Here is a 23,953-nt window from a genome sequence, read left to right as displayed (position 1 = left end):
CACCCTGCACCACTCCTTTTCAGCGAACACCCCAACAAAGGAAAACAATGCGAATCACCAAGAGAGCGGCCACCGTTGCCCTGCTCACCGCAGCCACGGTCGCCATGACCGGCTGCTCAGCCTCCGGCACCTCCAGCGACAGCGCCGACGCTGCTGCCTGCGAGCCCGCCGAGGGCAAGGTCGATCTGACCTTCACGTCCTGGATCCCCGGCATCGAAGAGGTCGTCGACGTCTGGAACGAGGCCAACCCCGACATCCAGGTGGCCGTGCAGACCGGCCCGAACGGCAACGGCGGCACCTACGCCAACTTCTTCAACCAGCTCGAGGCCGGCAATGCGCCCGACCTCGGCCAGATTGAATACGACGCGCTGCCCAACTTCCGCGTGCAGGACGGCCTGGTCAACCTCGCATCCTGCGACGGTGTGATGGACGCCAAGGCCGACTTCGTCGACTGGACCTGGGGCCAGGTCAGCTTCAACGAGGACGACGCCGTCTACGCCATCCCGCAGGACTCCGGCCCGATGGCCATGTTCTACCGGGCCGACCTCTTCGAGGCCAACGGCATCGCTATCCCCACCACCTGGGAAGAGTACGCCACCGCCGCCGAGCAGGTGCGGGCCACCGGCGCGTACATCACCAACTTCTCGCAGAGTGACATCAACCAGTTCGCCGGGCTCGTCTGGCAGGCCGGCGGAACCTGGTTCGGCAACGACGGCGAGAACTGGAACGTCGACCTCACCGGCGACGAGTCGATCATGGTGGCCGACTACTGGCAGGACCTGATCGACCGGGACCTCGTCTCGACGCAGCCGCCGTGGACCACCGAGTGGGACAACGCCTACAACACCGGCGCGGCCTGGACCTGGAACTCCGCAGCCTGGGGTGCGAACTCCATCGCCAGCGGTGCGCCCGACACCGCCGGCAAGTGGGCCGTGGCCCAGTCCCCGCAGTGGGAAGCCGGCGATGAGGCCAGCGGCAACTGGGGTGGCTCGTCCACCGCAGTGTTCACCGGCTCCGAGCACCCGTACGAAGCCGCGCAGTTCGCCCTGTGGCTGAACAGCTCGAGCGAGTCGCTGACCATGCTCAACGAGGCAGCCAACCTGTACCCGGCCGCCAAGGCCGGCCTGGACCTGCCCGTGCTCAAGGAAGGCGTGGAGTTCTACGGCAACCAGCCCATCTACGACGAGTTCGCCGCCGCCTCCGGCCAGGTGTCGAGCGACTTCGTCTGGGGTCCGACCATGACCCAGACGTACAACGACGTCTCGGATGGCTTCAAGGCAGCCGTCAGCGGCAACGGCACCCTCGCCGAGGCCCTGACCACCGGTCAGAGCGCCACCGTCGACGCGCTCAAGGCGCAGTCGATTCCCGTCAAGGAGTAGCTGACCCGCTTTGCCCGTTACCCCGTACCGCCCGGTGCCTTCTTGCGCCGGGCGGTACGGTCGTGTGTGACGCGTGCGGATGCCTCGGCATCGTGCCCGCCGCGTCGGTCGAGCTTGTCGAGACCTGGTGACCTAGTCTGTGGTTCGTTGGGCTGTCGGCTCACGGGGTCTCGACAGGCTCCACCAACGATCGGACGCCGTCCGCAGGTCCGCGTGCGATGTACTCAAACTCCTCCTTCATCCAACGAAGAAAGCAGTGTCATGATCCACCACCTCCGTGCCGCGGGCACCAGCCTTGTTCTCGACGCGTCCGGCAGCGGCACACCGGTGATCGTGCACTGGGGCGCCGACCTCGGCGAGCTGCCGGCGGCGGACCTCGCCGCGCTGGCCGCCGCGAGTGTGCCGCCCGTCGGCCCCAGTTCCCTCGACGTGCCGCTCCGCCTCAGCCTGCTGCCCGCCCTCGCCGAGGGCTGGAGCGGCCGGCCCGCGCTCGGCGGGTTCCGCACCGGCACGGGCACCCTCGACCCGGCGCTGGCGCTGGTGGCGGTGCACGAGGGCGGCGACAACACGCTGGTCATCGAGCTGGCGGATGCTGACGCATCCGTCACCGTCTCGACCGAGCTCGAACTCACCGTGCAGGGTGTGCTGCGCCTGCGGCACACCCTCACCAACAGCGGCGCCGGCACCCTCGAACTCGCCGGCCTCGATGCGATCCTGCCGGTGCCCGACCGGGCGGCCGAGCTGCTCGACTTCACCGGACTGTGGAGCCACGAACGGCGGCCGCAGCGCAGCATCCTCGGCCAGGGCGTCTGGAGCCGGGAGTCCCGGCACGGCCGGCCCGGCCACGACGACTCCTACCTCACCGTGGCCGGAACCCCCGGTTTCGGCTTCCGCCGTGGTGAGGTGTGGGCGGTGCACCTGGCGCACAGCGGCGACAAGGTGGTCTGGGCCGAACGCAGCGCGCTGGGCTACGCCGCCCTCTGCGCGGGTGAACTGCTCGCGCCCGGCGAGCTGAGCCTGGCCGCGGGAGCGAGCTACACCAGCCCGTGGACCGTGGCGGTGTACTCCGACGCGGGCCTGGACGGACTCAGCGCCCGGCTGCACCCGTGGATCCGATCCTGGTCGACGATCACCGGCCCGCGCCCGGTGCTTCTAAACACCTGGGAGGCCGTGTACTTCGACCACGATCTGCCCACCCTGAGCCGCCTCGTCGACGCCGCCGCGCAGGTCGGCGTGGAACGGTTTGTACTCGACGACGGCTGGTTCTCCGGCCGTACCGACGACCAGCGAGCCCTCGGCGACTGGTTCGTCGACGCCGACAAGTGGCCCGAGGGCCTCCACCCGCTGATCGAGCGGGTGCACGCGGCCGGCCTGGACTTCGGCCTCTGGGTGGAGCCGGAGATGGTCAACCCCGACTCCGACCTGGCCCGGGCGCACCCGGACTGGCTGCTCGGCTCGGCATCCGCCCCCACCTGGCGCGGCCAGCGGGTGCTCGACCTGGCCAACCCGGATGCCTTCGCCTGGTTGCTCGAGCGCCTCACCGCGCTGTTGGCCGAATACCCCATCGCGTACCTCAAGTGGGACCACAACCGGGACCTGCTCGGCGGCTCCGTGCACCGGCAGACCGCCGCTCTGTACCGGCTGATCGACGCCGTGCGCGCAGCGCAGCCGGGCCTGGAGATCGAGTCCTGCGCGTCCGGCGGCGGACGCATCGACCTGGGAATCCTCGAACGGGTGGACCGGGTCTGGACCAGCGACACCAACGACCCGCTGGAACGCCAGCAGATCCAGCGCTACACGAGCGTGCTGGTGCCGCCGGAATACCTCGGCGGCCACCTCGGCGCCGCCACCGCGCACACCACCGGGCGTACCTCGGCGCTGGGCTTCCGGCTGGCCACCGCACTGTTCGGCAGCGCCGGCATCGAGTGGGACCTCACCCAGGCATCCGCCGTCGAGCTCGACCAGATCGCGGCCTGGATCGCGATATACAAGGAGCACCGGGCGCTGCTGCACAGCGGCAACGTTGTGCACGCCGACGGGTCGGACCCGGCGATCGAACTGCACGGCGTGGTGGCCACGGATGGCTCCGCCGCCGTGTTCGCGCAGGTCGCGCTGGCCGCGCCGCGCACCGCGCTACCCGCCCCGATTCGGTTTCCCGGCCTGGACCCCGCCCGACGCTACCGGGTGCGACCGTTGCTCGTAGGACCGGTGCCGCGCACCGTGCAGACCGTGCCGCCGGCGTGGCTGGCTGCCGACGCGGGGGAGCTGGTGCTCACCGGCGCCGTGCTCGCCGAGGTGGGCCTGCCCGCCCCGCTCCTCACCCCCGAGCAGGCGGCCCTGTTCACCCTCGACGCGGTCTGACCGTGCCCTGAGCATCCGCGAAAGCGGCCATGTGGTCGCTTCGTGGGTGTCGTGGCAGCCACACGCCCGCTTTCGCGTGGGGGTGGATGCGGGAGTGGGTCGGGGTGGATCCGCGAGAGCGGTTATGTGGTTGCTTCGAGGGGGTCGTGGCAGCCACACGCCCGCTTTCGCGGAGGATGTGGGGCTGGGCAGCACTAACGTAAGGGGCATGACCGAGCAGACCTCGTCGCCGCGGCGCACAGTGCTGACGGGCGGGATCCTGGTCACCGGGGCCTCCGGCACCGTGGGGCAGGCCGTCGTGGATGCCCTGGCCGAGGCGGGCGAAACCGTGATCGCCGGCATGCGGGACCCCCGCGCGTGGATCGCCGAGGGCGCCCGGCGCGCCAGCGGCACCGCGGCCGGCCAGCAGCCCGCCGGGCCCGGCACTGCACGGATCGGCACAGCCCGACCCGGCAGTAAGCCGCTGCGGGCGCCCAACCAGAAGCCGGCACGCAACCCGGCCCACAAGCCGGGCGGCCTTCCCACCTCGCCGCCGCCCGGACGCACGGTCGGCGCGGCCGACGCATCCGCGGCCGCAACCGGCACAACCGGCGGCGGCGGGGCCATCGTGCGCGCCTTCGACTTCGCCGACCGCAGCACCTGGGCGCGCGCCCTCGCCGGCGTCGACAGGGTGTTCCTGCTCGTGCCGCCCACGATCGGCAACGTGGGGCGCACCCTCATCCCGTTCATCGACCAGGCGATGGAGGAGAGCGGAGTGCGGCAGATCGTGTTCCTGTCGGCGCCCGGTGTGCGGTTCGACACCCGGTCGCCGCATCACGTGGTGGAGCAGTACCTCAAGCGCACCCGCACGCCGCACACCATCCTGCGGCCGAACGTGCTGATGCAGACCCTGTCCACCCTGTACCGCGACGACATCCGCCTGCGCAGTGAAATCGTGCTGCCGGCCGGCGGGGCCAGGGTCGCGTTCGTCGACGCGACCGACGTGGGCCGCTGCGCCGCCCGGGTGCTCACCGAACCCGGTCATCTGGGCAAGTCATACTCCCTGGCGGGGGAGGAGTCGCTGAGCTTCCCGCAGGTGGCGGAGAGTCTCACCGAGGTGCTCGGTCGGCCCATCCGGTACACCGCCACGACCGAGGCCGAGTTCGCCGAGCTGGCGGCGAAACAGGGTGTGACCGGACCGGACATCGCTGCGCAGGCGAGTTGGTATCGGGCGGCGCGCCGGCGGCTGACCGCACTGCCGAATCGCGGCATCCGCCGGCTCACCGGTCGGCCGGCGACCACGCTGCGCGGTTTCATCGAGGACCACCGCCAGACCTGGCTCTGAAACGCCAGGACCGCCGGGGCTATGCGGTCGGCGCGCCGTCGACCTTGAGCACCGCGAAGGCCGCATCGAGCTCGACGTCGACGTCCTGACCGTTCTCGAGGGTGATCTCGACCTCGTAGGCGTGGTCGAAGTCGTCACTGCGCTCGACCTCGGTGACGGTGCCGACGGTGCCGGCGGGCAGGGTGGCGAGCGCCGCGGCCGAGGCGGCGTCGCGGTCGGCGTCGGTGACCGGGGTCATGGTGGCCGAGTCGTCAGTGCCGGTGCCGTCGGTGGCCGAGTCGTCGCTGCCGGTGTCGTCGCTGCGGCCGTCACCGTCGTCAGAGCCGGAGCCGGAGTTCGAGCCACTGCCGGTTCCCGGCACCGAGGTTGCGCCATCCGCGGGCAGGCCGTCGACCCAGAGCACGGCGAACTTCTCATCCAGCGCCACGTCGACATCGGTCCCATCGGCGAGGGTCACCTCCACCTCGTAGGCGTGCGGGTCGTTGTCGTCGCCGGACTCGGTGTCGGTGACCGTGCCGCTGCCCACGGCATCCAGCGCGGCGGCACTGGCCTTGTCGAGGGCGCTGCCGGTGAGCGGGCCGTCAGTTTCGAACGGGTCGGCGATGGCCAGGCCGGCGCCGCCCACCACGAGAACGGCGGCAACGGCTGCACCGGTGATCCAGATGGTCTTCTTCTTCATGGTGTGTCCCTTGTTCGTGAGTGCCACGGCTGCCGTGGCTGATAAGCCCACTGTGCCAAGCCACCGCTGAAGCCAGGCTGAAGCCCGCTGAAGGCCGCTTCAGAAACGAGGTCAGGCCTCGGCAACAGCGGGCAGGCGCACCTCGAACCGGGCGCCGCCCAGAGCGCTGTCGACGATGCGCACGGTGCCGCCATGCGCCTGCACGCTCTCCCGAACGATGGCCAGGCCCAGCCCGGTGCCGCCGGATGCCCGTGCCCGGGATTCGTCCAGCCGCACGAAGCGCTCGAACACGCGGTCGCGCTCGCCGGGCGGCACCCCGTGGCCGTCGTCCTCCACGGTCAGCAGCGCCAGCCCGTCGACCAGGCCGAGCGACAGGCTCACCCGCCCGGAGGCGTGTTGGGCGGCGTTGTCGACGAGGTTCCGCACCACCTGGCCGAGCAGGTTCTGGTCACCCTGCACCCGGGCCGCACCCACCCCGGTGCTGTCGATGCTGAGCGCCATGGTGTCGCGCAGCCGGCGGGCCTCGGCGAGCATCAGGTCGTCCAGGTCCACGGCCGCACCGGTCGTCGTGGCACTGCGCTCGGACACCCGCGCCAGCAGCAGCATCCCCGCCACCAGCCGCTCCAGCCGGTCGCCCTCGTCGAGAACGGCCTCGGACAGGTCGCCGAGGTTGACCCTGTCGGGATGCGCCTGGGCCACCTCGGCGTACTGGCGCAGCGACGCGAGCGGGGAGCGGAGCTCGTGCGAGGCATCCGAGACGAACTGCCGTTGGGCGCGCTGGGAGGTGTCGAGCCTGTCGAGCATGCTGTTCATGGTGTGCGCGAGCCGGCCGATCTCGTCGTCGCGGCCGGGGTCGTTGATGCGGCGCTCGAGGTTGGTGGCAGTGACGGCGTCGACCTCCCGGCGCATCCGTTCGACAGGGGCCAGCGCCCGGCCCACCACGATCCAGGTGAGCAGCGCGACGATCCCGGTCAGCAGCGGCACAGCTCCGGCCAGCAGCACGCCGACCGTGGCGACGGCCTCGTCGACGTTCTCCAGCGAGCGGCCGGCGACGACGGTGGCGTCGTCGTGGTCTTCGGCCACGACCAGGTAGTCGGTGTCTTCGTCTGGTACCCGGATGGTCTGCGCGTCGTCGTCGCCGTCGATGCCCAGCTGCCGGCCCTCGAGCGCCTCGCTGGCGGCGAGGAGCGTGCCGGAGCCGTCGGTGATCTGGAAGAGCACGTCGTCATCGTCGGCGTCGAGGCCGCTCAGACCGCTGCCGGTGTCGAGCTCGGTCTCGATCTGCTCGAGGTCGCGTTCCACGGCCGTGTGCAATTCGTCCAGCAGCACACCGCGGAGCACCAGCGAGAACACGACCGCGCCGCCGACCAGCGTTGCGGCAACGATCGCGGTGGACACCAGGGTGATCCGGCCGCGCAACGACCGGCTGCGGGCCCGCTTAGCCACCGTTGGCCGCCAACCGGTAGCCGGCACCGCGCAGGGTCTCGATCGCGGCCCGGTCGAACGGCCGGTCCACCTTGTTGCGCAGGTGCCGCACGTACACCTCCACGATGTTGGGGTCACCCTCGAAGTCGAAGTCCCAGACGTTGTCGAGCACGTCACGCTTGCTCACGACGGTGCCCCGGTTGCGCATCAGGTATTCGAGCACCGCGAATTCCCGGGCGGTGACGTCAACGGATGCGTCGCCCCGGCTGACCCGGCGGGTGGCGGGGTCGAGGTGCAGGTCGCCGGCGCGCAGCACGGTGGGCCTGGCGCTGGTGCCGCGGCGGATCAGGGCGCGCATCCGGGCCAGCAGCACGGCGGAGGAGAACGGTTTGGTGAGGTAGTCGTCGGCGCCGGTGTCGAGGGCCTCGACCTGGTCCCACTCGCCGTCCTTGGCGGTGAGCATCAGGATCGGGGTCCAGTTCTGCTCGGCCCGCAGGGTCTCGCAGACCCTATAGCCGCTCTGGCCCGGCAGCATGATGTCGAGCAGGATGACCGCGTACTCGTTCTCGCGGGCCAGCCAGAGCCCATCCGGACCGGTGCCGGCGATATCGACCGCGAAGCCCTCGGCCTCGAGGCCGCGCTTGAGCCCGGTCGCGAGCCGCACCTCGTCCTCCACCACCAGCACGCGCATCCGGCCCCCTCGTCAGTAGGTCGGCCGCACGGCCGCCGCTGCCAGTCTGGCCGATGCCGCTGAAGGCAAGCTGAAACTGCTGTGACCGGCCCGGATGCTGCTGGATCGTCGGTCCTAGGCGGTTCGTTCGCGGACTTCCTGCCTTCGTTGCGGAGACGAAGGCGGGAAGTCCGCAAATGAGTGGGCGCCGTGACGTGGGTGTGTCCCGCCGGTCGGCCTGTCCTCACGGCTCGGTAAAAATCTGCTGGTCAAGGCGGGGTTATCTGCGGCGAAGCCCAGCCCGGCGCTAGGGTGTTGGCATGACGTCTGCAGCAGAGTCTCTGGTTCACATCGACCATTTCCGGATGGATTTCGCCGGCACCACGGTCATCGAGGACCTCTCCTTCGATGTGCAGCGCGGCGAGACGTTCGGGTTCCTCGGGTCCAACGGCTCCGGCAAGACCACCACGCTGCGGGCGCTGCTGGGCATCTACCTCCCGACTGCCGGCATCCTGCATATCGATGGGCGCCCGTTCACGCCGGAGTCCGGCATCCGGCTGGGCTATCTCCCCGAAGAACGTGGACTCTATAAGAAGGAATCCGTTCTCGCCGTGATGACGTACTTCGGCCAGCTCAAGGGTCTGAGTAAGAAAGCCGCGGTGGCCTGGTCGACGAACTATCTCGAGAGGGTGGGGCTGGGGGATAAGGCGAAGGTCCGGGTGGACAAGCTCTCCGGCGGTCAGCAGCAGAAGGTTCAGCTCGGTGTCACGATCATGAACGACCCGGAGCTGCTGATCCTGGACGAGCCCACGAAGGGGTTCGACCCGGTGAACCGGCGACTGCTGATGGACATCATCGAGGACCAGAAGAAGGCCGGTGCCACGGTGCTGATGGTCACTCACCAGATGGAGGAGGTCGAGCGGCTGTGCGACCGGGTGATCCTGTTGAAGGGCGGCCGGGCGGAGGCCTACGGCACAATCCCTGAGGTGCAGAACCAGTACGGCGGCACGATGATCCGGGTCGGCTACTCCGGCGAGATACCCGCATCTGGGCACTACGAGATCAGCCTCCGCGACCGCAACTACGCCGAACTCACCCTCATCGGCACCGTCGATGAGGCCTTGATCTTGCGCGACCTGGTCGATGCCGGCGTTCTGATCCGGAGTTTCACCACGAGCAAGCTCTCGCTCGAGGAGATCTTCGTCAGCGTCTATGGCGACCAGAACGAAATGGCAGGTGCCTGAGATGGGTCAGCACAATCTCCGTACGGTCATCGGGTTCGAAGTGGGCCGTACCCTGGGCAAGAAGAAGTTCTGGGTCATCACCCTGCTGGTGCCGATTGCGATCGGCATCGTGGTGGGCCTGGTGACCCTGGGCAACACGTCGTCGATGAGTAACATCGATGCCCAGTCAGACGCGAAGCTCACCTTCACCTACAGCGACGCATCCGGTTATGTCGACCCGGCCGTGGCGGCAGCCTTGGGCGGTACGCCAGTCACGGATGACGCATCCGCGATCGCCGACGTGAAGGCGGGCGAGGAGGACGCCCATTTTGTGTACCCGGCGGACCCGGCCACGACCTCAACCCAGGTGTACGGGATCGACAAGGGCCTGTTCGGCAACGGCGAGTATGAGGGTGTCGCGACCCAGGTGCTGATCACCAGCGCCCAGGACCAGATCGGGGATCCGGCGCTGACAACGATGGCGCAGGGCGACGTGTCGGTGACCTCCACCACCTACACAGACGGGGAGGAAGCGGCCGGGTTCATGGGCGTGATCCCGCCGCTGATCTTCCTGGCGATGTTCTTCCTGACCTTCACCCTGCTCTCCAACCAGATGCTCACCAGCACCCTGGAAGAGAAGGAGAACCGGGTCACGGAGATGATCCTCACCACCCTGAACCCCACCGCCCTGATCAGCGGGAAGATCATCTCGGTCTTCATCGTCGGCTTCGTGCAAGTGCTGGTATTCCTCGTGCCGGTGGCGGTCGGTTACCTGTTCTTCCGCACGTCGTTGAACCTGCCGGAGGTGGATCTCGCCAGTTTCACCTTTGATCCCGGCCAGATGATCGTCGGCGCGCTGCTGGCCCTGGGCGGGTTCGCCCTGTTCACGGGCACCGCGGTCGCGATCGGGGCGGTGATGCCCAACGCGAAGGATGCCGGCGGCTGGTTCACCGCGCTGATCATCCTGATGATCGTGCCGCTCTACTCGGTATCGCTGGTGCTGTCGGATCCGCACAGCGCCGTCGTGCAGGTGTTCACCTACTTCCCCTATTCGGCGCCGATCACCGCAATGCTCCGCAACGCGTTCGGCTCCCTCGCGGGCTGGGAAGCGGCCATCGTCATCACGGAGCTGTTCCTCCTCAGCGCTGTCGTGCTGCAGCTCGCGGTGCGGCTGTTTCGGTACGGGTCCATCGAGTACGCGAACAGGGTGTCGTTCAAGACCGTGTTCGCCGGGCGCACGGCCAGGAGCCTCGCTCGGGGCTGAGTTACTCGTGGCCGCACCACTCAGTTGCGGACTTCCCCCTTCGTTGCGCTGACGAAGGCGGGAAGTCCGCACATCAACTCGCGGTCGGCGCGGTGAGGAGCCCCACGAGCACGTCGAGCGCCCTCCCCAGCTCGAGATCCGTCGGGGTGCCGTAGCCGAGCACCAGGCCGTGCTGCCCTCGGGCTAGAACCGCGTAGTCGGCCAGCGACGCGACCCGCACCCCGCGCGCGGCGGCCTGCGTGACGAGAGCGGAGGCATCCGCCCCGGTGTGCACCACCACATGCAGCCCGCCGTCGAGGCCGGTCAGCCGCACGCCGGGCAGCGCGCCGAGCCTGCCGATCACCAGGGCGCGGCGGTGGGCGTACTCGCGGCGCACCCGGGTGACATTGCGGGCCAGGCCGCCGCTGTCGAGGTACCGGGCGAGGGCCGCCTGCTGCACCCCGGAGACCGACGGGCCGAGGTCGTCCCGCACCTGGCGCAGCGCCGCACCGAGGGGCCCGGTGGCCACGATGTAGCCGCAGCGGATCCACGGGGTGACGGTCTTGGAGAAGCTGCCGACCAGCGCGACTCGGCCCGACCCGTCGAGGGTGGCGAGGGCGGGCAGCGGCATCGCGTCGAAACGGAACTCGCTGTCGTAGTCGTCCTCGATGATCACGGCATCCGTGGCCCGCGCCCAGTCGAGCAGATCGAGGCGACCCTGCACCGAGAGGCTGCTGCCCAGGGGGTACTGGTGGCTCGGGGTCACCAGCACCGCGTGCGGCCTCGGCGCGAGGGCGGCGAGCTCGGCCAGGTTGATGCCGTTCTCGTCGGTGTGCACCGGCCGGATGAGGGCGCCCACCCGGCGCAGCACCCGCCGGGCGGTGGGGTAGCCCGGGTCCTCGACGGCGATGTGTGGGGTGAACCTGGGTGGGTCGGCCGGAGCGGCATCCGCGGGGGTCGCGAGAGCGAGTCCGATGCCGGCGAGGGCGTCGCTGGTGCCGGCCGTGACGATCACGTCAGCCGGCTGGCAGGCCAGGCCGCGGGTTCGCCGCACGTGCTCGGCGATCGCGGTGCGCAGCTCGAGGGTGCCGTTCGCGGGCGGTGAGTCACTGCGACCGGACGCCGACACGGCGGCGCGCCAGGCGGCGGTCCAGGCCGGGTCGACTAGGGTGCGGGTCGACGGATGCCCGGGGGTCAGGTCGAGGAGCGGCCGCGCGCTAGGTAGGCCGGCCGGTGGGGTCGCCGGAGGTTTTGGCGATGGGGTCCCGGTTGGGGGTCGCTCCACCATCACCCGGGTCGCCGAGCCGGGTCGGGCCAACAGGTAGCCCTCGCCGGCGAGCTGGTCGTACGCGGCGACGACGGTGCCGCGCGACACCCGCACCGAGGCGGCGAGGGCGCGCGTCGAGGGTAGGGCCTCATCGTGGCGCAGCGTTCCGTCGAGGATGGCCCGCCGGAGGGCCGTGGCCAGCTGCGCCGCGAGGGGGAGCGTGGCCCCGCGGTCGAGCAGGATCGGCAGCTCGTGTGCGTTCATGATCGGTCCTTGTTCTTGTGGTGCTCCGGGGCGCCGCGGCGCCAACTGGTCTACTCGTCGGCGCGATAGGTGGCTCTGTCGTTGATCCACTGTGTCCCCGATCCTAGTAGCATGCCCCACACCAGCCAGCCCCACGAAGACTCGAAAACCGAATCGTCACCTGCGGGCCTCGCCGCCGTCGCGCTGCCGGGAGCCCGGCCCGACGTCACGTTGCCGGCGGCAGACGTGCCTTCGGCGGACCTGCCCATCACCGACCGCACCCGCGTCACCCGTTCCCCCGAGCGCCAGCGCACCGACCGCGCCGAGCTGTACCGCATCCTGGACGACGCCCTGGTCGCCCACGTGGCGATCGTGCGCGACGGCCTGCCGCTGGTGCTGCCGATGGGTTTCGGCCGCGGCGGCGATGCCATCTATCTGCACGGCTCCACCGGCAGCGGAATCTTCCGAATGATGGCATCCGGCAGCCCGATCTCGGTCACGGTGACCCACCTCGACGGCCTCGTGTACGCCCGGTCCCTGTTCGACAGCTCGATGAACTACCGCAGTGCCGTGGTGTTCGGCACGGCCACGATCGTCGCCGACCCGGCCGAGAAGACCGAGGCGATGCGCATCGTCTCCGAACACCTGATGCCCGGCCGCACGGCCGAGGTGCGCCCGATGACAAAACGCGAACTGGCCGCCACGCTCGTGCTGCGCCTGCCGCTGGACGAGGTCAGCGTGAAGGTGCGCGCGCACGGCGCCTCCGAGGAGCCCGACGACGGCGAGGACCGCTCCGTCTGGGCCGGCGTGCTGCCGCTGCGGCCGACCGCCCTGGCGCCGGAGACCTCGCCGCTCACCGCACCGGGCACGCCGGTCTCGGCCGCGGCGACCGCGTACGCCGCCCGCATTGCTGGCGCGGCCGATGCCGCTGCCGCCCAAGCGGAGCCGGCCATGGCTGCTCGGATGCCATAGCCGGTGAGCGGCGCCGGCGGCGCGCATCCGGCTCAACTGTGCCCCGTGCGGACAATTGTTACCGGCGCACCGGGTGCAATTGTCCGCACCGGCAACAGTTGCGCGGCGGTGTCAGCTGGCGCCCGCGCCCGGCACGCTGCGGCGCGGTCGGATTGACGCACGTCGATCCTCCCTCCATACTGACTATATCGACATCCGTCTATATCGACCAGGGATGGGACCACGTATGACCGAGAAGACCGCGACCGAGAAGTCCGCCATCACCGAGCAGGTAAGAGAGCGCTACGCCGCGCAGGCCCTGCAGGTCACCGATGTGAGCAGCAGCGGCTCCTGCTGCGGCACGCCGCTGGAGACCAGCGCCGTTTTCGGCTCGGTGCTGTACACCGGCGCGGAGTCCACCGAGGTGCCCGACGAGGCGATGCTGGCCAGCATCGGCTGTGGCAACCCGACCGCGGTGGCCGACCTGCGCGAAGGCGAGACGGTGCTCGACCTCGGCTCCGGCGGTGGCATCGACGTGCTGCTCTCCGCCCGCCGGGTGGGCCCTACGGGGTTCGCCTACGGCCTCGACATGACCGACGAGATGCTGGCCCTGGCCCGCGCGAACGCCGCTAAGGCCGGCGCCACGAACGTCGAGTTCCTCAAGGGTTTCATCGAAGAGATCCCGCTGGCGGATGCGGCGGTCAACGTGATCATCTCCAATTGTGTGATCAACCTCTCGGCCGACAAGAACGCCGTCGTGGGCGAGATGTTCCGGGTGCTCACGCCCGGCGGCCGGCTCGGGCTCTCCGATGTGGTCGCCGAGAACCAGCTCAGCGAGAGCGAACGCATCGAGCGCGGCTCCTACGCGGGGTGCATCGCCGGGGCGCTGTCCGACGCGGAGTACCGTGTGGCGCTGGCGGCGGCGGGCTTCACCGACATCAGCGTGGACTTCACCCACGAGGTGGCCCCGCAGATGCACGGTGCCATCATCAAGGCCGTCAAGCCGAGTTAGCCGGCTGCCGTCGCGCCCGGTCGTTGGTCGAGCTTGTCGAGATCTGGTGAGGGGCGTGTGTGTCGTGGTTGCGTCGACAGGGTTGGCTCGCGGGGTCTCGACAGGCTCGACCGGCGGGATGGTCGCGCCCGTGTGTAGGCGCGCTCAGTCGGAGCCGGGCAGCCCCAGGAACTCGATCGCGGCATCCCGGAACGCCCGGGAGGTCGGCGCATTGAAGTGGTTGCGGCCGGGGATCTCGAAGAACGCGGCCCGCGGGGTCGCCTCGGCCAGGGCGCGGGACGCCTCCAGGATGCGGTCCTCACTGCCGGTGGCGAAGAGCACCCGCTGCTCGGGCGCATTAGCCGCGTGCGGCTGGGGGCCGTCGCGCATCCCCTCGACCAGCGCGATGAGCGCTTCGAGGTCGTTGTCGCGGATGGCGCCGGCCATCTTCAGGTAGGCGGCGGTGAGTTCATCCGTCACCGGCACGCCGTCGCGCACCAGAGCCCGCGCCTGGTCGACCCGGAACCGGGTGAGCGGGTCGCCGTCGGGGATGCCGCCGAACACGGCGCGGTCGATGCGGGTGGGCATGAAGCGGGCGGCGTGCCAGCCGACCCGGGCGCCGAGCGAGTAGCCGACGTAGTCGACCTCGTCGAGCATGAAGGTGTCGAGCACGGTGAGCACGTCGGTGACGAGCAGGTCCATCGAGTACGCGTCGGCGGAGTGCGGCTTGTCGCTCTGCCCGTGGCCGCGCTGGTCGATCGCGATCACGTGGTAGCCCTCGCGCACCAGGTCGCGGATCCAGCCGGTGGCGTGGAAGTTCGCCAGCGCGCTGGACGCGAAGCCGTGCACCGCGAGCACGGTGGGGGCATCGGGGTCGCCGAATTCGTAGGTGGCGATCTGCACGTTGTCGGGGGCGATGACGGTGCGGGCGGGCGGGGCTGGGGGAGTATGCATCGGTTCTATTCGACCACACGACCGGGGGCGGGTCAGCCGAGTCGGGTGTCGGCGTCACTGGTGATGCGCAGCCACCGGTACCCGTACGGGTCGAGTCGCAGCGTTACCTCGCCGTCGTCGATTGCAGTGACGCCGTTGTGCAGCATGTCCACCAGCCGGGAACCCGGAGCGACGTCGGGCAGCGTGAGGGCGAGCTCCACGGGTGCGTTCGCGAAGTTGTGCACCGCCAGCATCGAGCCGATGTCCGCCCGCACAAGGTGGGCGAACACCCGGTCGTCGCCGTGCTTGAGGATGGTCAGGTCGCCCCAGCCGATCTCGGGGGAGTTGCGGTAAGCCTGAATCAGGGTGCGCATGAAGTGCGCGAGCGAGTCCGGGTCGCGGCGTTGAGCGGCGGCGTTCACCCACTCCGGGCCGAACGCTCCGGTGACAACCGGCGTCACGAGCTGATCGGCGGGCGCTCGCGAGAACCCGGCGTTGGGCCCGTCGGTCCATTGCATCGGTGTGCGCACCGCGTACCGGTCTTTCACCGCCAGGTTCTCGCCCATGCCGATCTCCTCACCGTAGAACAGCACCGGCGCGCCCGGCAGCGAGAACATCAGGCTGTACGCCATACGGATGCGCCGCGCATCGCCGCCCAGCATCGTCGGCAGCCGGCGCCGGATTCCCCGGTCGTACAGCCGCATGTCGGGGTCGGGTGCGAACGCGTCGAACACCTCCTGCCGCTCGGCGTCGCCGAGCTTGTCGAGGGTGAGCTCGTCGTGGTTGCGCACGAAATTTCCCCACTGGCAGTCGGCGGGCAGCTCCGGCCGGTCGGCCAGCGCTGTGGCCAGCGGCCGGCAGTCCTCCCGCACCATCGACAAGTAAATGCTCTGCATCACGACGAAGTCGAACTGCATCTGCAGTTCCCGCCGCTCGCCCGCACCGAAGTAGGCGAGCTGCTCCTTGTGGCTGAGATTCACCTCGCCGAGCAACATGGCCTCGCTGTTGCGCCGGGCGAGGAACCCGGAGATATCGGCGAGGTAGTCGTGCGGGTCGGGCAGCGGTTCGTCCGAGGCATCCGCGTCGGAGTCCTCGCCGCCGGCCTCGGACTTGGCCTCGATAAGGAACGGCACCGCATCCACCCGGAAGCCGGACACGCCCAGCTCGGTCCAAAAACCCACGATGCGGGCGATCTCGTCGCGCACCGGAGGGTGCGCGATGTTGAGGTCGGGCTGGTGCTTATAGAAGTTGTGCAGGTAGTACTGCTTGGTCTTCTTGTCGAACTCCCAGATGCTCTTCGCATCATTCGGGAACGCGGAGGGCTGGTCCTTGGTGGGCGGGTCGTCGCGCCACACGTAGAAGTCCCGGTACTTCGACTCGGTGCTCGAGCGGGAGTCCAGGAACCACGGATGCTGGTCGGACGTGTGGTTGATCACCAGGTCCATCACCACCCGGATGCCGCGGTCGCGGGCGGTGCGGATGACCTCGACGAATTCGCCGAAGTTGCCCAGCCGCGAATCGATCGCGTAGAAATCGGTGATGTCGTAGCCGTCGTCCCGGCCCGGGCTGGAGTTGAGCGGCATCAGCCACAGGCAGGTGATGCCGAGCTCGGCGAGATAGTCGATGCGCTGGGCCAGGCCGCGCATATCGCCGCAGCCGTCGTCGTTGCTGTCGAGGTAGCGTTCGACGTCGAGGCAGTAGATCACCGCGTTCTTCCACCAGCGGTCGCTGGTGTCCGAGATCCTCATGCCCCCACCGCCTTCGCCGTGAGCGCACTGGTGAGTTGGGGCAGCACCCGTTCGCCGAACGCATCCAGGAATCTCTGTTGCTTCCGGCCCACGTGGTGCAGGTAGATGTCGTCGAAACCCAGGCCGGCCAGCTCGGCCAGCTTGTCGGCATGCCAACCCAGGTCGCTGTTGATCAGTACGGATGCCCGCAGATCCTCCGCGGCGACGTGCTTGGAGATCTCGTCGAAGTTCTCCGGGGTGTCGATGTCCCACGGCACGGGTGGGTCGAAGGCGTTGGTGCGCCACTGGTCGTGCGCGATGGCGAGGGCTTCTTCGTCGGTGCTCGCCCAGCTCAGGTGAATTTGCAGGGCCCGTCGGCCGGTGCCGCCGGCCTGCTCGTACGCATCCAGCACCCGCCGGAGTTTCTCGGGCGGCTGGGCCACGGTGACCAAGCCGTCGGCCCAGGAGGCCGCCCAGCCGGCGGTCTCCGCCGACACGGCCGCGGCCACCAGCGGCGGCGGGGTGTCCGGCCGGCTCCACACCCGGGCCCTGTCGACGCTGACGTGGTGATCCAGGCTGACCTCCTCGCCGTTCAGCAGAGCCCGCATCACCTTTACGCACTCCTCCAGGCGGGCATTGCGCAGGTCCTTACGCGGCCAGTGTTCGCCGGTGATGTGCTCGTTCACGTTCTCGCCCGAGCCCAGCGCTGCCCAGAACCGGCCGGGGTACATCTGGCCGAGCGTGCCGATCGCCTGCGCGATCACGGCCGGGTGATACCGCTGCCCGGGGGCGTTCACCACCCCGAACGGCAGGTCGGTCGCTTCCAGGGCTGCGCCCAACCACGACCAGGCGAAACCGGACTGGCCCTGCCGCACGCTCCACGGCGCGATGTGATCCGAGCACATCGCCGCGGTGAAGCCCACCTCTTCGGCATGTTTCACCGCGGCCAGCAGTGCGCGCGGGTCGATTTGCTCGTGGGATGCGTGAAATCCGATCACGGCCGTGCCCTTCTCTGGGGAACTGCCCGCGGCGCCGACGGCTCGGGACTGGTTGCACCATGCAAGCAGACCTCGTCGGCCGGTTCAAGCCCCCGGCTTCGTGGCCCGCCCGGAGCTCACTGCCACACCGGGCGAAGTATCCCCGTCGTCGGTTGCCGGCCGAGTTGCCGCATACTGCCCCTTCCGGCCCGCTGAATGGGCACCTTCCGGCACGTCGCGGGTGCCGGTGCCAGGCGGGCGCTACAGGTGGTCGTGCTCGGCGTGCGCGCGGGGCACGACGGGCACCGCCAGTGCCGGGAAGACCGCCGCCACCGCGAACGTCAGCGGATAGCCGACCACCCCGATCAGGGCGCCCATCAGCGGTCCGACCAGGGACGCGGCGACGAACTGGCCGGTGTTCTGCACCCCGAGGGCCTTGCCCGACCAGCCCGGCCCGGCCATTTCCGCCACCGATGTGAACGCCAGCCCGTTCGGCGCCACGGTGCAGGTGGTCGCGAGCACGAACACCACGGCGGCGGCGCCCCAGTGCGCGGCATCCACCGCGGCCAGCACCAGCAGCACGCTCGCCACACTCACCGCCACCCAGCGCAGCGGCCGCACCCGGCTGCCGACCCTGTCGCTGACCACACCGATCACGATGCGCCCGATCGCGCCCACGAACTGCGCGGCGCCCACCAGCACGCCGGCGGCGAGCGCATCCCAACCCTGGTCACTGACCAGCCAGACCAACCCGAACGTCGAGATGGTGAACTGCGGCACTACCAGCAGAACGGATGCCGCGTGGATCCGCCAGAGGAACCCGCTGGACCGGTACGGGTTGCCGGCTCGCATGGACGGGGTGCCGGCGCGCGGGGCCGGCCGGGGCGGGTTGGCCATGCCGATCGCGCACGCCACGGCCAACACCGCGGTGAGCACGAACGACACGAACAGGGCCGCACCCACCCCGGCATCCGCAGCGATCACCGGGATGGTCACGGCCGCGATCGTCACGCCTAGTGGCTGCGACATCTGCCGGATGCCCATGGCCAGGCCGCGCTTGTGCTTGGGGAACCAGCCCACCACTATGCGTCCGCTGGCGGAGTTGGTGCTCGCCGACGCCATGCCGCCCAGCAGCAGGAACACGCCCAGCGCGAGGTATCCGTCGGCGAGGATCGCGCCGCCGGCCGCGAGGGCGGTGAGGATCAGGCCGCCGGTGATGACCCATTTCTCGCCGATGCGGTCGGCCAGGGCGCCCCAGAGGATGAGGGTGAGCACCATGCCGAAGGTGGGGATCGCGGCGAGCAGCCCGGCCTGGGCCAAGGAGAGGCCCCGCTCGGTGTGCAGCAGGGGGATGAGGAACGCGGGGGCGCTGACGAAGACGGTGCCCGCCGTCTGTGCGGCAACGCCGAGGGCGAGCACGACCCAGGCGCGGGCGCTGATGGTCGGTGTCGCGGCGGTGGCGGTGGCCATGGGGTCTCCTCGGTGTTCCTGCCATTTTGCCGGATGCCGCGCTCGCCGCTCGCCGGCGCTCGCCGCTGCACCGGGCCAACTGTTGCCGAAACGGACTTCTGCACCCGGTGCGCCGGACGCAGATGTCCGCACGGGCAACAGTTGTGCGCGCCGGCGCGGGTTTGCCGCGCGGCGGGCCGGGCGCACGCTCATCCGCTGTGCGCCGCCACCCACAATGGGGGTGCCGCCGGGGCCTGTCCGGTCGCTAACCTCGAACCACCGAACGTGGTGGGTGCCCCGCCCGCACCGCTCCCTGGATGGTCTGCACGCCCCGAAGCGGCGCACATCCGTGTGGTGGTCCCGGCGCGACCGCCCCGCCCACGCGGTCTCCCTGGCGCAGCCGCGTCCGGGCGCGTCCGAAGGAGCAACGTGACCCTGCACCCACCCGCGATGCGCAACCGCATCGCTGCTCAGCTGGTCATCGAACACCTCCTGTCCCGCCAATCCGCGGTGCCGCCGCGCACCAGGGTGGCCCGACTGTTCGGCCAGTCGCCGCTCTGCCCCGAGAGCGTGAGCTGGTACCTCGGCGCGCAGGGCGAGATCACGGTCGGCAAGATGCTCGCCACCCTGCCCCCCGACTGGACTGCTTTTCACGCCGTGCCGATCGGTAAGAACGACACCGACATCGACCACATCCTGGTGGGCCCCGGCGGCATCTTCACCATCAACACCAAGCACCACTGCGGCAAACACATCTGGGTGGGCACCCGCACCGTCACCGTCTCCGGCCACAAGAAGGCCTACCTGCCCGCCGCCGAGCACGAGGCCGAACGGGTCACCACGGTGCTGCGTGAGCGGATGCCGCTGGTCGCACCGGTGCAACCGGTGATCGCTCTCGTCGACCCCAAGCAGATCACCTTCCGCGACAAACCCGTGCAGGTGAAGGTGCTCGATGCCCGCACCTTACGCCGGTGGCTGCTCAAGCTGCAGCCGGTGCTCAGCGACGAGGAGATCGCCGAGGCCGTGGTGATCCTGGACAGCCCGGCCACTTGGCGCCAGCATCCGACCCCGGCCCCGGCGGATGTGATGACCCGATTCGCGGCGCTCGACGGGCAGGTGCGTCGGGCCCGGGTCCGCCGGGTGTTCTGGGCCGCCACCGGAACGACGGCGCTGTGCGCGGGCTCGGTGGGCGGAGCGCTGCTCGCGGCGCAGGCCCTGCTGGCCGGCTGAGGCGGCGCGAGACCGCGAATGCGGCGTCAGACCGGCTGCTAGCGGATAGTCAGCCGGCGTCAGCCCGGCCGTCGCCAGGTGCTCACGGCCGTGGCGGCGAGCACGCCGACGACGTAGGCGACCAGGTCGAGGGCGTTGAACGTGGTGCCGAGCAGGTACCGCACCGGCGCGAAGAGCTCGGCGAGGCTGCTGGGCACGCCGGTGAGCTGTAAGAGCTCCACGGCCACGCAGATCAGGATCGCGACGGCCGCCACCTGCCGGCTGGGCGTACGGACCGCGATAATCGACACGATCAGGTACACCAGGACCGCATAGAGCGCGTCGCCGACGAAATCGCCGACGATGCCCTCGGTCAAGAAGTGCACGACCAGACCGGTGGGCACTATCAGCACGCCGATCGCGGCCAGCTTCAGCCGGCGGTTGCGGAAGCCCAGGTTCCGGGCACCCTGGGCGGCCTCGGAGTCGCCCATCGCCTGCGGGTGCTCGTCGTCCAGGAATTCCGGCTGCAGGTCACCCCCGTGCGACATGTGGTGCGTCCGATCCATATGCTGACCGTACCGTGTGCCGAAGCGTCGACGAAAGCAGGATGCGTTCGAATGGTTTGCGGGTGGACCGGCAGCAGCCGCACCCCTCGCCTGTGTCGGCGGCCACTGCTACCGTGCTGGCATGACCCCCACCTCTGAGTCGGGCGGCGCCGTCCCGCCCCTGATCGGCTGCGTGTTCGTGGGCACCAGCCTCGACGGCTTCATCGCCCGCGAGAACGGCGACTTCGACTGGCTCGTCGCCGCCGGGGACGCCCTGGGCGAGACCGGCTACGACGAGTTCTTCGCCAGCGTCGACGCCCTCGTCGTAGGCCGTGCCACCTTCGACACCGTGCGCGGCTTCGTCGACTGGCCCTATACCGGCAAGCGGGTGCTCGTGCTCAGCCGCACCCTGCTGCGCAGCTTCGACGCCGAGGACGAGCCGGACACCACCGCACACGCCACGCTCGACGACGTGATCGCCACCCTCGTCGCAGAGGGCCGCCGCCGGGTATACGTCGACGGTGGCCGCACCATCCAGAGCTTTCTGCGGGCCGGGCTGATCCGCGAAATCACCATCACGCGCGCCCCGGTGCTGCTCGGCACGGGCATCCCGCTGTTCGGCCCGCTCGACGGCGACGTGCACCTGCGGCACGTGGGCTCCCGCGAGCTCGGCGCGGGCTTCACCCAGTCCAGCTACGAGGTGCTGCCCAGCAGCTAGCGGATGTCTCGTCGGTCGAGCGTGTCGAGACCTGGTGACCGGATCTGCGGGCCACAGCCTCGTGTGGGGCTGTCGGCTTGCGAGGTCTCGACAAGCTCGACCAACGGGTGGGCGCGCCTTGAGGTTGGCTTACGGGGTCTCGACGGGCGCGACGGGCTCCACCAGCGGGGGAGTGCCGGTGCGGGCCAGCCACTCACGCAGCTCGGCCAGCGGCACAGCCGAGCAGTACAGGTGCCCCTGCACCGCGTCGGTGCCGATCTGCGCCAGCAGCTCCTGCTGGTCCAACCGCTCCACACCCTCGGCGATGGTGTCGATGCCCAGCTTCGCGCTCATCTGCACGATGGCCTCCACCACCGTACGGTCCACCGAGTTGCTCAGCGCACCGGACACAAAACTCGCGTCGAGCTTGACCACCGAGATCGGCAGCGACCGCAGCGTCGCCAGGGACGAGTACCCGGTACCGAAGTCGTCGATCGCCACGCGGATGCCGTGGGCGGCGAGGGCCTTCAGCCGGTCCACCGCCGCGATCGACTCCAGCACCACAGTCTCGGTGAGTTCGAGCACCAGACGTTGGGCGGGCAGCCCGCTGTCGGCCAGGCACCAGAGCACGGAGTCCACGAAGTGATCGCTCTCGAGCTCCCGCGCGGAGATGTTCACGTTCACCGTCATCGGCACGCCCGGCCGGACCTCCGGCCAGGTCACGGCATCCGTGCAGGAGCGCCGCAACACAAACGCGCCGATGCCCAGGATGGCACCGGAAGTTTCGGCCAGCGGGATGAAGTCGCACGGCATCAGCATGCCCCGCTCCGGATGCCGCCACCGCACGAGTGCCTCGGCTCCGGTGCAGTGCAACTCGGGCAGGGACACGATCGGCTGGTAGTGTACCTCGAGCTGGCCGCCACCGGCGGCCCGGCCCAGCTGCCGCTCGAACGACACCAACGCTGACTCATTCTGCAGAAGTCCCGGCTGGAACAGCTGTACCTGGCCCTTGCCGTGGGCCTTGGCGGCGTACATGGCCACGTCGGCCTGGTGTACGAGCTCATCGAGGTTGGCGCCGGGAGCGGCCGTGGCCACCCCCACGCTGGCGCCCACCCGGCAGGGCCGTCCGTCCACGATGATGGGCGCGGCCAGCGACCCCACCATGCGTTGCGCAATCGCCTCGGCGGCGGCAATCGTGGTGCCGGTGAGCACCACCGCGAACTCGTCTCCGCCCAGCCGGGAGCAGATGTCCTGCGGCCGGGTGCAGTTCCGCAGCCGCTCGGCCACCTCGGTGAGCACGGCGTCGCCGGCACGGTGCCCCATGTGGTCGTTGACGTCCTTGAAGTCGTCAAGGTCGAGGAACAACACGTGCAGACCCTCGGTGGTGTCGGTGCGAGCGAGGAGGGCACCGAGCTGGGAGGTGAAGGAGAGCCGGTTGTCGAGTCCGGTGAGGGTGTCGTGCTGCGCCTGCGCGGTGAGCTGATGGTGCGAGCGGCTATTGCGCAGTGCCAGGTTCACCTGGTTCACCAGGCTGCGCACCGACAGAATGGTGCCCTCGGGAATCCGCTTCGGCGCCCCGACGAGCAGCCACGCGTCCTCCTCCTGCTCGGTGAGCGACACGCACTCCCAGAGCAAAGGCAGGCCTGCCGCATCGTCGAGCGGACCGGTTCGCATGATTTGCGCGTCGCCGTTGGTCCCGATGGTCCGCAGCACGTCGCCGGGAAATGACGTTGGCGGCGGCACGATGAAGTCTCCGGTGTGGGCTCCGACCAGCAACAGCTCCTCGTGGCGCACGACCTTGACCACCCGTAACCCGGGGGTGGTGGCACCGAGCTCGCCGGCGGTGGTCCAGGAGAGAAGGCGGATGGCGTTGGCGTCGGTCATGCCGAGCAGCCTGGAGCCGGTCTCGGTGAGTGCCTTGTCGCGTTCGATGGCCCAGTCGTTGGCCTGCAGCACGGTGCGCAGCTGTTCCGCTACCAGGATAATGAGCAGCATGATGGAGATAGTGGCGGCCTGGCGAGCCATGTCGGGGGCGGTGGGGTGCCCAGGCGTCAGCGGCCAGAGCACCGTGATGGTGAGCACCGCAACCGTGTAGAGCGCGCCGCGAATCGCGGACCGCCACGACGTGCCGTAGAGGGTGCGCAGCCAGGCGGCGGCGAAAAAGACCGGGGCTGCCGCCAGAGGCACCGGCCCGGCCAGGGCGAACGCCGTGAGAGCGAGGGCATCGAGAACCTCGAGGGCGAACGGCACCCGCTGCCGCATCAGGCTGTATATCCACGAGCCGATCAGTGCAACTGTGGACACGGATGCCAGCAGCAGGTCCAGCCGGCTTGCGGTGACGTTGGGGATGATGCCGGGCAGGCTGAACACCACCGACAGTAGCGCCAACCAGGTGAAGAGCCACCGAGTGCCCTCCAGCACTCCAGCGGGTCGGTCCAGCAGCGCGGATCCGAACGTGGTCATCCTGTGACCGGCTCTGTTCAACGTGGATCGTTCCCCGACTGCGACCATCTGACTGCTTTCTTTGGATCGTGTCGGAGCAGCACCTGGTGGCGGCGGCGACACATACCTTGAACGTACCAGTGAGTCGCTCTCACTCTTGACGGATGACGGTGCCCGAGCCGTGCGGGTTGCGGCACCGCCGTCACTCAATTGCGGAC

Annotated in this window: 19 protein-coding genes; 9 read left to right on the top strand and 10 right to left on the bottom strand. The window is 69.7% G+C overall.

The genetic code is table 11. The annotated features are described in order from the left end of the window. Positions 1-47 precede the first annotated feature (47 nt). From E3T19_RS02820 to E3T19_RS02810, 3 genes are all read left to right on the top strand, one after another. Positions 48-1,379: an ABC transporter substrate-binding protein gene (locus E3T19_RS02820; protein ID WP_088456947.1), complete on the top strand. Its 1,332-nt coding sequence runs from the start codon at positions 48-50 to the stop codon at positions 1,377-1,379. Positions 1,380-1,640: 261 nt separating this feature from the next. After that, positions 1,641-3,740: an alpha-galactosidase gene (locus E3T19_RS02815; RefSeq protein ID WP_134408066.1), complete on the top strand. Its 2,100-nt coding sequence runs from the start codon at positions 1,641-1,643 to the stop codon at positions 3,738-3,740. A gap of 208 nt (positions 3,741-3,948) precedes the next feature. Beyond that, on the top strand, positions 3,949-5,064 hold the full coding sequence (locus tag E3T19_RS02810) for an NmrA family NAD(P)-binding protein (RefSeq protein ID WP_166788775.1): 1,116 nt from the start codon (positions 3,949-3,951) through the stop codon (positions 5,062-5,064). Positions 5,065-5,083: 19 nt separating this feature from the next. Here E3T19_RS02810 and E3T19_RS19235 read toward each other — a convergent pair whose 3' ends face one another. The 3 genes from E3T19_RS19235 to E3T19_RS02790 all read right to left on the bottom strand — a co-directional run bounded on the left by E3T19_RS19235 (position 5,084) and on the right by E3T19_RS02790 (position 7,859). Continuing rightward, positions 5,084-5,743 carry a PepSY domain-containing protein gene (locus tag E3T19_RS19235; RefSeq protein ID WP_194087777.1) on the bottom strand — a complete coding sequence of 220 codons (660 nt, stop codon included), beginning with the start codon at positions 5,741-5,743 and terminating at the stop codon, positions 5,084-5,086. 111 nt (positions 5,744-5,854) lie between these two features. Beyond that, complete coding sequence (locus E3T19_RS02795) at positions 5,855-7,189, bottom strand: cell wall metabolism sensor histidine kinase WalK (protein ID WP_241979970.1); 1,335 nt, start codon at positions 7,187-7,189, stop codon at positions 5,855-5,857. Next, the gene (locus E3T19_RS02790; RefSeq protein WP_088456943.1) at positions 7,182-7,859 is read right to left on the bottom strand and encodes a response regulator transcription factor; all 678 of its coding nucleotides are present in this window, start codon (positions 7,857-7,859) and stop codon (positions 7,182-7,184) included. Before E3T19_RS02790 ends, E3T19_RS02795 begins: the two co-directional genes overlap by 8 nt. Positions 7,860-8,158: 299 nt before the next feature. Between E3T19_RS02790 and E3T19_RS02785 the strand changes: the two genes are divergently transcribed. Both E3T19_RS02785 and E3T19_RS02780 read left to right on the top strand, forming a co-directional pair. After that, positions 8,159-9,082 carry an ABC transporter ATP-binding protein gene (locus E3T19_RS02785; RefSeq protein WP_241979969.1) on the top strand — a complete coding sequence of 308 codons (924 nt, stop codon included), beginning with the start codon at positions 8,159-8,161 and terminating at the stop codon, positions 9,080-9,082. 1 nt (position 9,083) lies between these two features. After that, a complete protein-coding gene (locus tag E3T19_RS02780) occupies positions 9,084-10,325 on the top strand; it encodes an ABC transporter permease (protein WP_134408064.1) in 1,242 nt (413 codons plus the stop codon). A 73-nt stretch (positions 10,326-10,398) separates the two neighbouring features. Here the strand turns inward: E3T19_RS02780 and E3T19_RS02775 are convergent, their stop codons facing one another. Continuing rightward, positions 10,399-11,835 (bottom strand): PLP-dependent aminotransferase family protein, encoded by a 1,437-nt coding sequence (locus E3T19_RS02775; RefSeq protein WP_241979968.1) that lies wholly within the window; start codon positions 11,833-11,835, stop codon positions 10,399-10,401. A 111-nt stretch (positions 11,836-11,946) separates the two neighbouring features. On the opposite strand from E3T19_RS02775, the gene E3T19_RS02770 reads away from it, so the two are divergent. Then, the gene (locus E3T19_RS02770) at positions 11,947-12,786 is read left to right on the top strand and encodes a pyridoxamine 5'-phosphate oxidase family protein (protein WP_198418763.1); all 840 of its coding nucleotides are present in this window, start codon (positions 11,947-11,949) and stop codon (positions 12,784-12,786) included. Positions 12,787-13,012: 226 nt separating this feature from the next. After that, a complete protein-coding gene (gene arsM / locus E3T19_RS02765) occupies positions 13,013-13,777 on the top strand; it encodes an arsenite methyltransferase (RefSeq protein ID WP_134408063.1) in 765 nt (254 codons plus the stop codon). Positions 13,778-13,921: 144 nt separating this feature from the next. On the opposite strand, the gene E3T19_RS02760 is transcribed toward arsM, so the two are convergent. The 4 genes from E3T19_RS02760 to E3T19_RS02745 form a co-directional block, all read right to left on the bottom strand. After that, on the bottom strand, positions 13,922-14,710 hold the full coding sequence (locus E3T19_RS02760) for an alpha/beta fold hydrolase (protein WP_088456939.1): 789 nt from the start codon (positions 14,708-14,710) through the stop codon (positions 13,922-13,924). 32 nt (positions 14,711-14,742) lie between these two features. After that, positions 14,743-16,437: an alpha-amylase family protein gene (locus E3T19_RS02755; RefSeq protein ID WP_134408062.1), complete on the bottom strand. Its 1,695-nt coding sequence runs from the start codon at positions 16,435-16,437 to the stop codon at positions 14,743-14,745. Next, complete coding sequence (locus E3T19_RS02750; protein WP_103461784.1) at positions 16,434-17,414, bottom strand: TIGR03885 family FMN-dependent LLM class oxidoreductase; 981 nt, start codon at positions 17,412-17,414, stop codon at positions 16,434-16,436. Before E3T19_RS02750 ends, E3T19_RS02755 begins: the two co-directional genes overlap by 4 nt. A 240-nt stretch (positions 17,415-17,654) precedes the next feature. After that, complete coding sequence (locus tag E3T19_RS02745) at positions 17,655-18,863, bottom strand: MFS transporter (RefSeq protein WP_134408061.1); 1,209 nt, start codon at positions 18,861-18,863, stop codon at positions 17,655-17,657. Positions 18,864-19,271: 408 nt separating this feature from the next. Here E3T19_RS02745 and E3T19_RS02740 point away from each other — a divergent pair, with 408 nt between their 5' ends. Further along, a complete protein-coding gene (locus E3T19_RS02740) occupies positions 19,272-20,072 on the top strand; it encodes a nuclease-related domain-containing protein (protein ID WP_166788774.1) in 801 nt (266 codons plus the stop codon). 59 nt (positions 20,073-20,131) lie between these two features. On the opposite strand, the gene E3T19_RS02735 is transcribed toward E3T19_RS02740, so the two are convergent. Beyond that, positions 20,132-20,617, bottom strand: a complete 486-nt coding sequence (locus E3T19_RS02735; protein WP_134408059.1) for a DUF2809 domain-containing protein — start codon at positions 20,615-20,617, stop codon at positions 20,132-20,134. Positions 20,618-20,738: 121 nt separating this feature from the next. Here E3T19_RS02735 and E3T19_RS02730 point away from each other — a divergent pair, with 121 nt between their 5' ends. Continuing rightward, a complete protein-coding gene (locus E3T19_RS02730; RefSeq protein ID WP_088456934.1) occupies positions 20,739-21,314 on the top strand; it encodes a dihydrofolate reductase family protein in 576 nt (191 codons plus the stop codon). Positions 21,315-21,443: 129 nt separating this feature from the next. On the opposite strand, the gene E3T19_RS02725 is transcribed toward E3T19_RS02730, so the two are convergent. Next, entirely contained in the window at positions 21,444-23,756 is a 2,313-nt protein-coding gene (locus E3T19_RS02725; RefSeq protein ID WP_166788773.1) for a bifunctional diguanylate cyclase/phosphodiesterase, read from the bottom strand. Positions 23,757-23,953: the final 197 nt, after the last annotated feature.

Origin of the sequence: Cryobacterium sp. TMT4-31 (assembly GCF_004403385.1) — a bacterium.
GTDB classification, from domain to species: domain Bacteria; phylum Actinomycetota; class Actinomycetes; order Actinomycetales; family Microbacteriaceae; genus Cryobacterium; species Cryobacterium zongtaii.
This window is presented reverse-complemented; position numbering and strand designations above follow the sequence as displayed.

Excerpts from the sequence above, each read along its gene's own strand:
- E3T19_RS02820 (WP_088456947.1), top strand. The coding sequence starts at position 48 with ATGCGAATCACCAAGAGAGCGGCCACCGTTGCCCTGCTCACCGCAGCC.
- E3T19_RS02815 (WP_134408066.1), top strand. The coding sequence starts at position 1,641 with ATGATCCACCACCTCCGTGCCGCGGGCACCAGCCTTGTTCTCGACGCG.
- E3T19_RS02810 (WP_166788775.1), top strand. The coding sequence starts at position 3,949 with ATGACCGAGCAGACCTCGTCGCCGCGGCGCACAGTGCTGACGGGCGGG.
- E3T19_RS19235 (WP_194087777.1), bottom strand. The coding sequence starts at position 5,743 with ATGAAGAAGAAGACCATCTGGATCACCGGTGCAGCCGTTGCCGCCGTT.
- E3T19_RS02790 (WP_088456943.1), bottom strand. The coding sequence starts at position 7,859 with ATGCGCGTGCTGGTGGTGGAGGACGAGGTGCGGCTCGCGACCGGGCTC.
- E3T19_RS02785 (WP_241979969.1), top strand. The coding sequence starts at position 8,159 with ATGACGTCTGCAGCAGAGTCTCTGGTTCACATCGACCATTTCCGGATG.
- E3T19_RS02780 (WP_134408064.1), top strand. The coding sequence starts at position 9,084 with ATGGGTCAGCACAATCTCCGTACGGTCATCGGGTTCGAAGTGGGCCGT.
- E3T19_RS02775 (WP_241979968.1), bottom strand. The coding sequence starts at position 11,835 with ATGAACGCACACGAGCTGCCGATCCTGCTCGACCGCGGGGCCACGCTC.
- E3T19_RS02770 (WP_198418763.1), top strand. The coding sequence starts at position 11,947 with ATGCCCCACACCAGCCAGCCCCACGAAGACTCGAAAACCGAATCGTCA.
- arsM (WP_134408063.1), top strand. The coding sequence starts at position 13,013 with ATGACCGAGAAGACCGCGACCGAGAAGTCCGCCATCACCGAGCAGGTA.
- E3T19_RS02760 (WP_088456939.1), bottom strand. The coding sequence starts at position 14,710 with ATGCATACTCCCCCAGCCCCGCCCGCCCGCACCGTCATCGCCCCCGAC.
- E3T19_RS02755 (WP_134408062.1), bottom strand. The coding sequence starts at position 16,437 with ATGAGGATCTCGGACACCAGCGACCGCTGGTGGAAGAACGCGGTGATC.
- E3T19_RS02745 (WP_134408061.1), bottom strand. The coding sequence starts at position 18,863 with ATGGCCACCGCCACCGCCGCGACACCGACCATCAGCGCCCGCGCCTGG.
- E3T19_RS02735 (WP_134408059.1), bottom strand. The coding sequence starts at position 20,617 with ATGGATCGGACGCACCACATGTCGCACGGGGGTGACCTGCAGCCGGAA.
- E3T19_RS02730 (WP_088456934.1), top strand. The coding sequence starts at position 20,739 with ATGACCCCCACCTCTGAGTCGGGCGGCGCCGTCCCGCCCCTGATCGGC.
- E3T19_RS02725 (WP_166788773.1), bottom strand. The coding sequence starts at position 23,756 with ATGACCACGTTCGGATCCGCGCTGCTGGACCGACCCGCTGGAGTGCTG.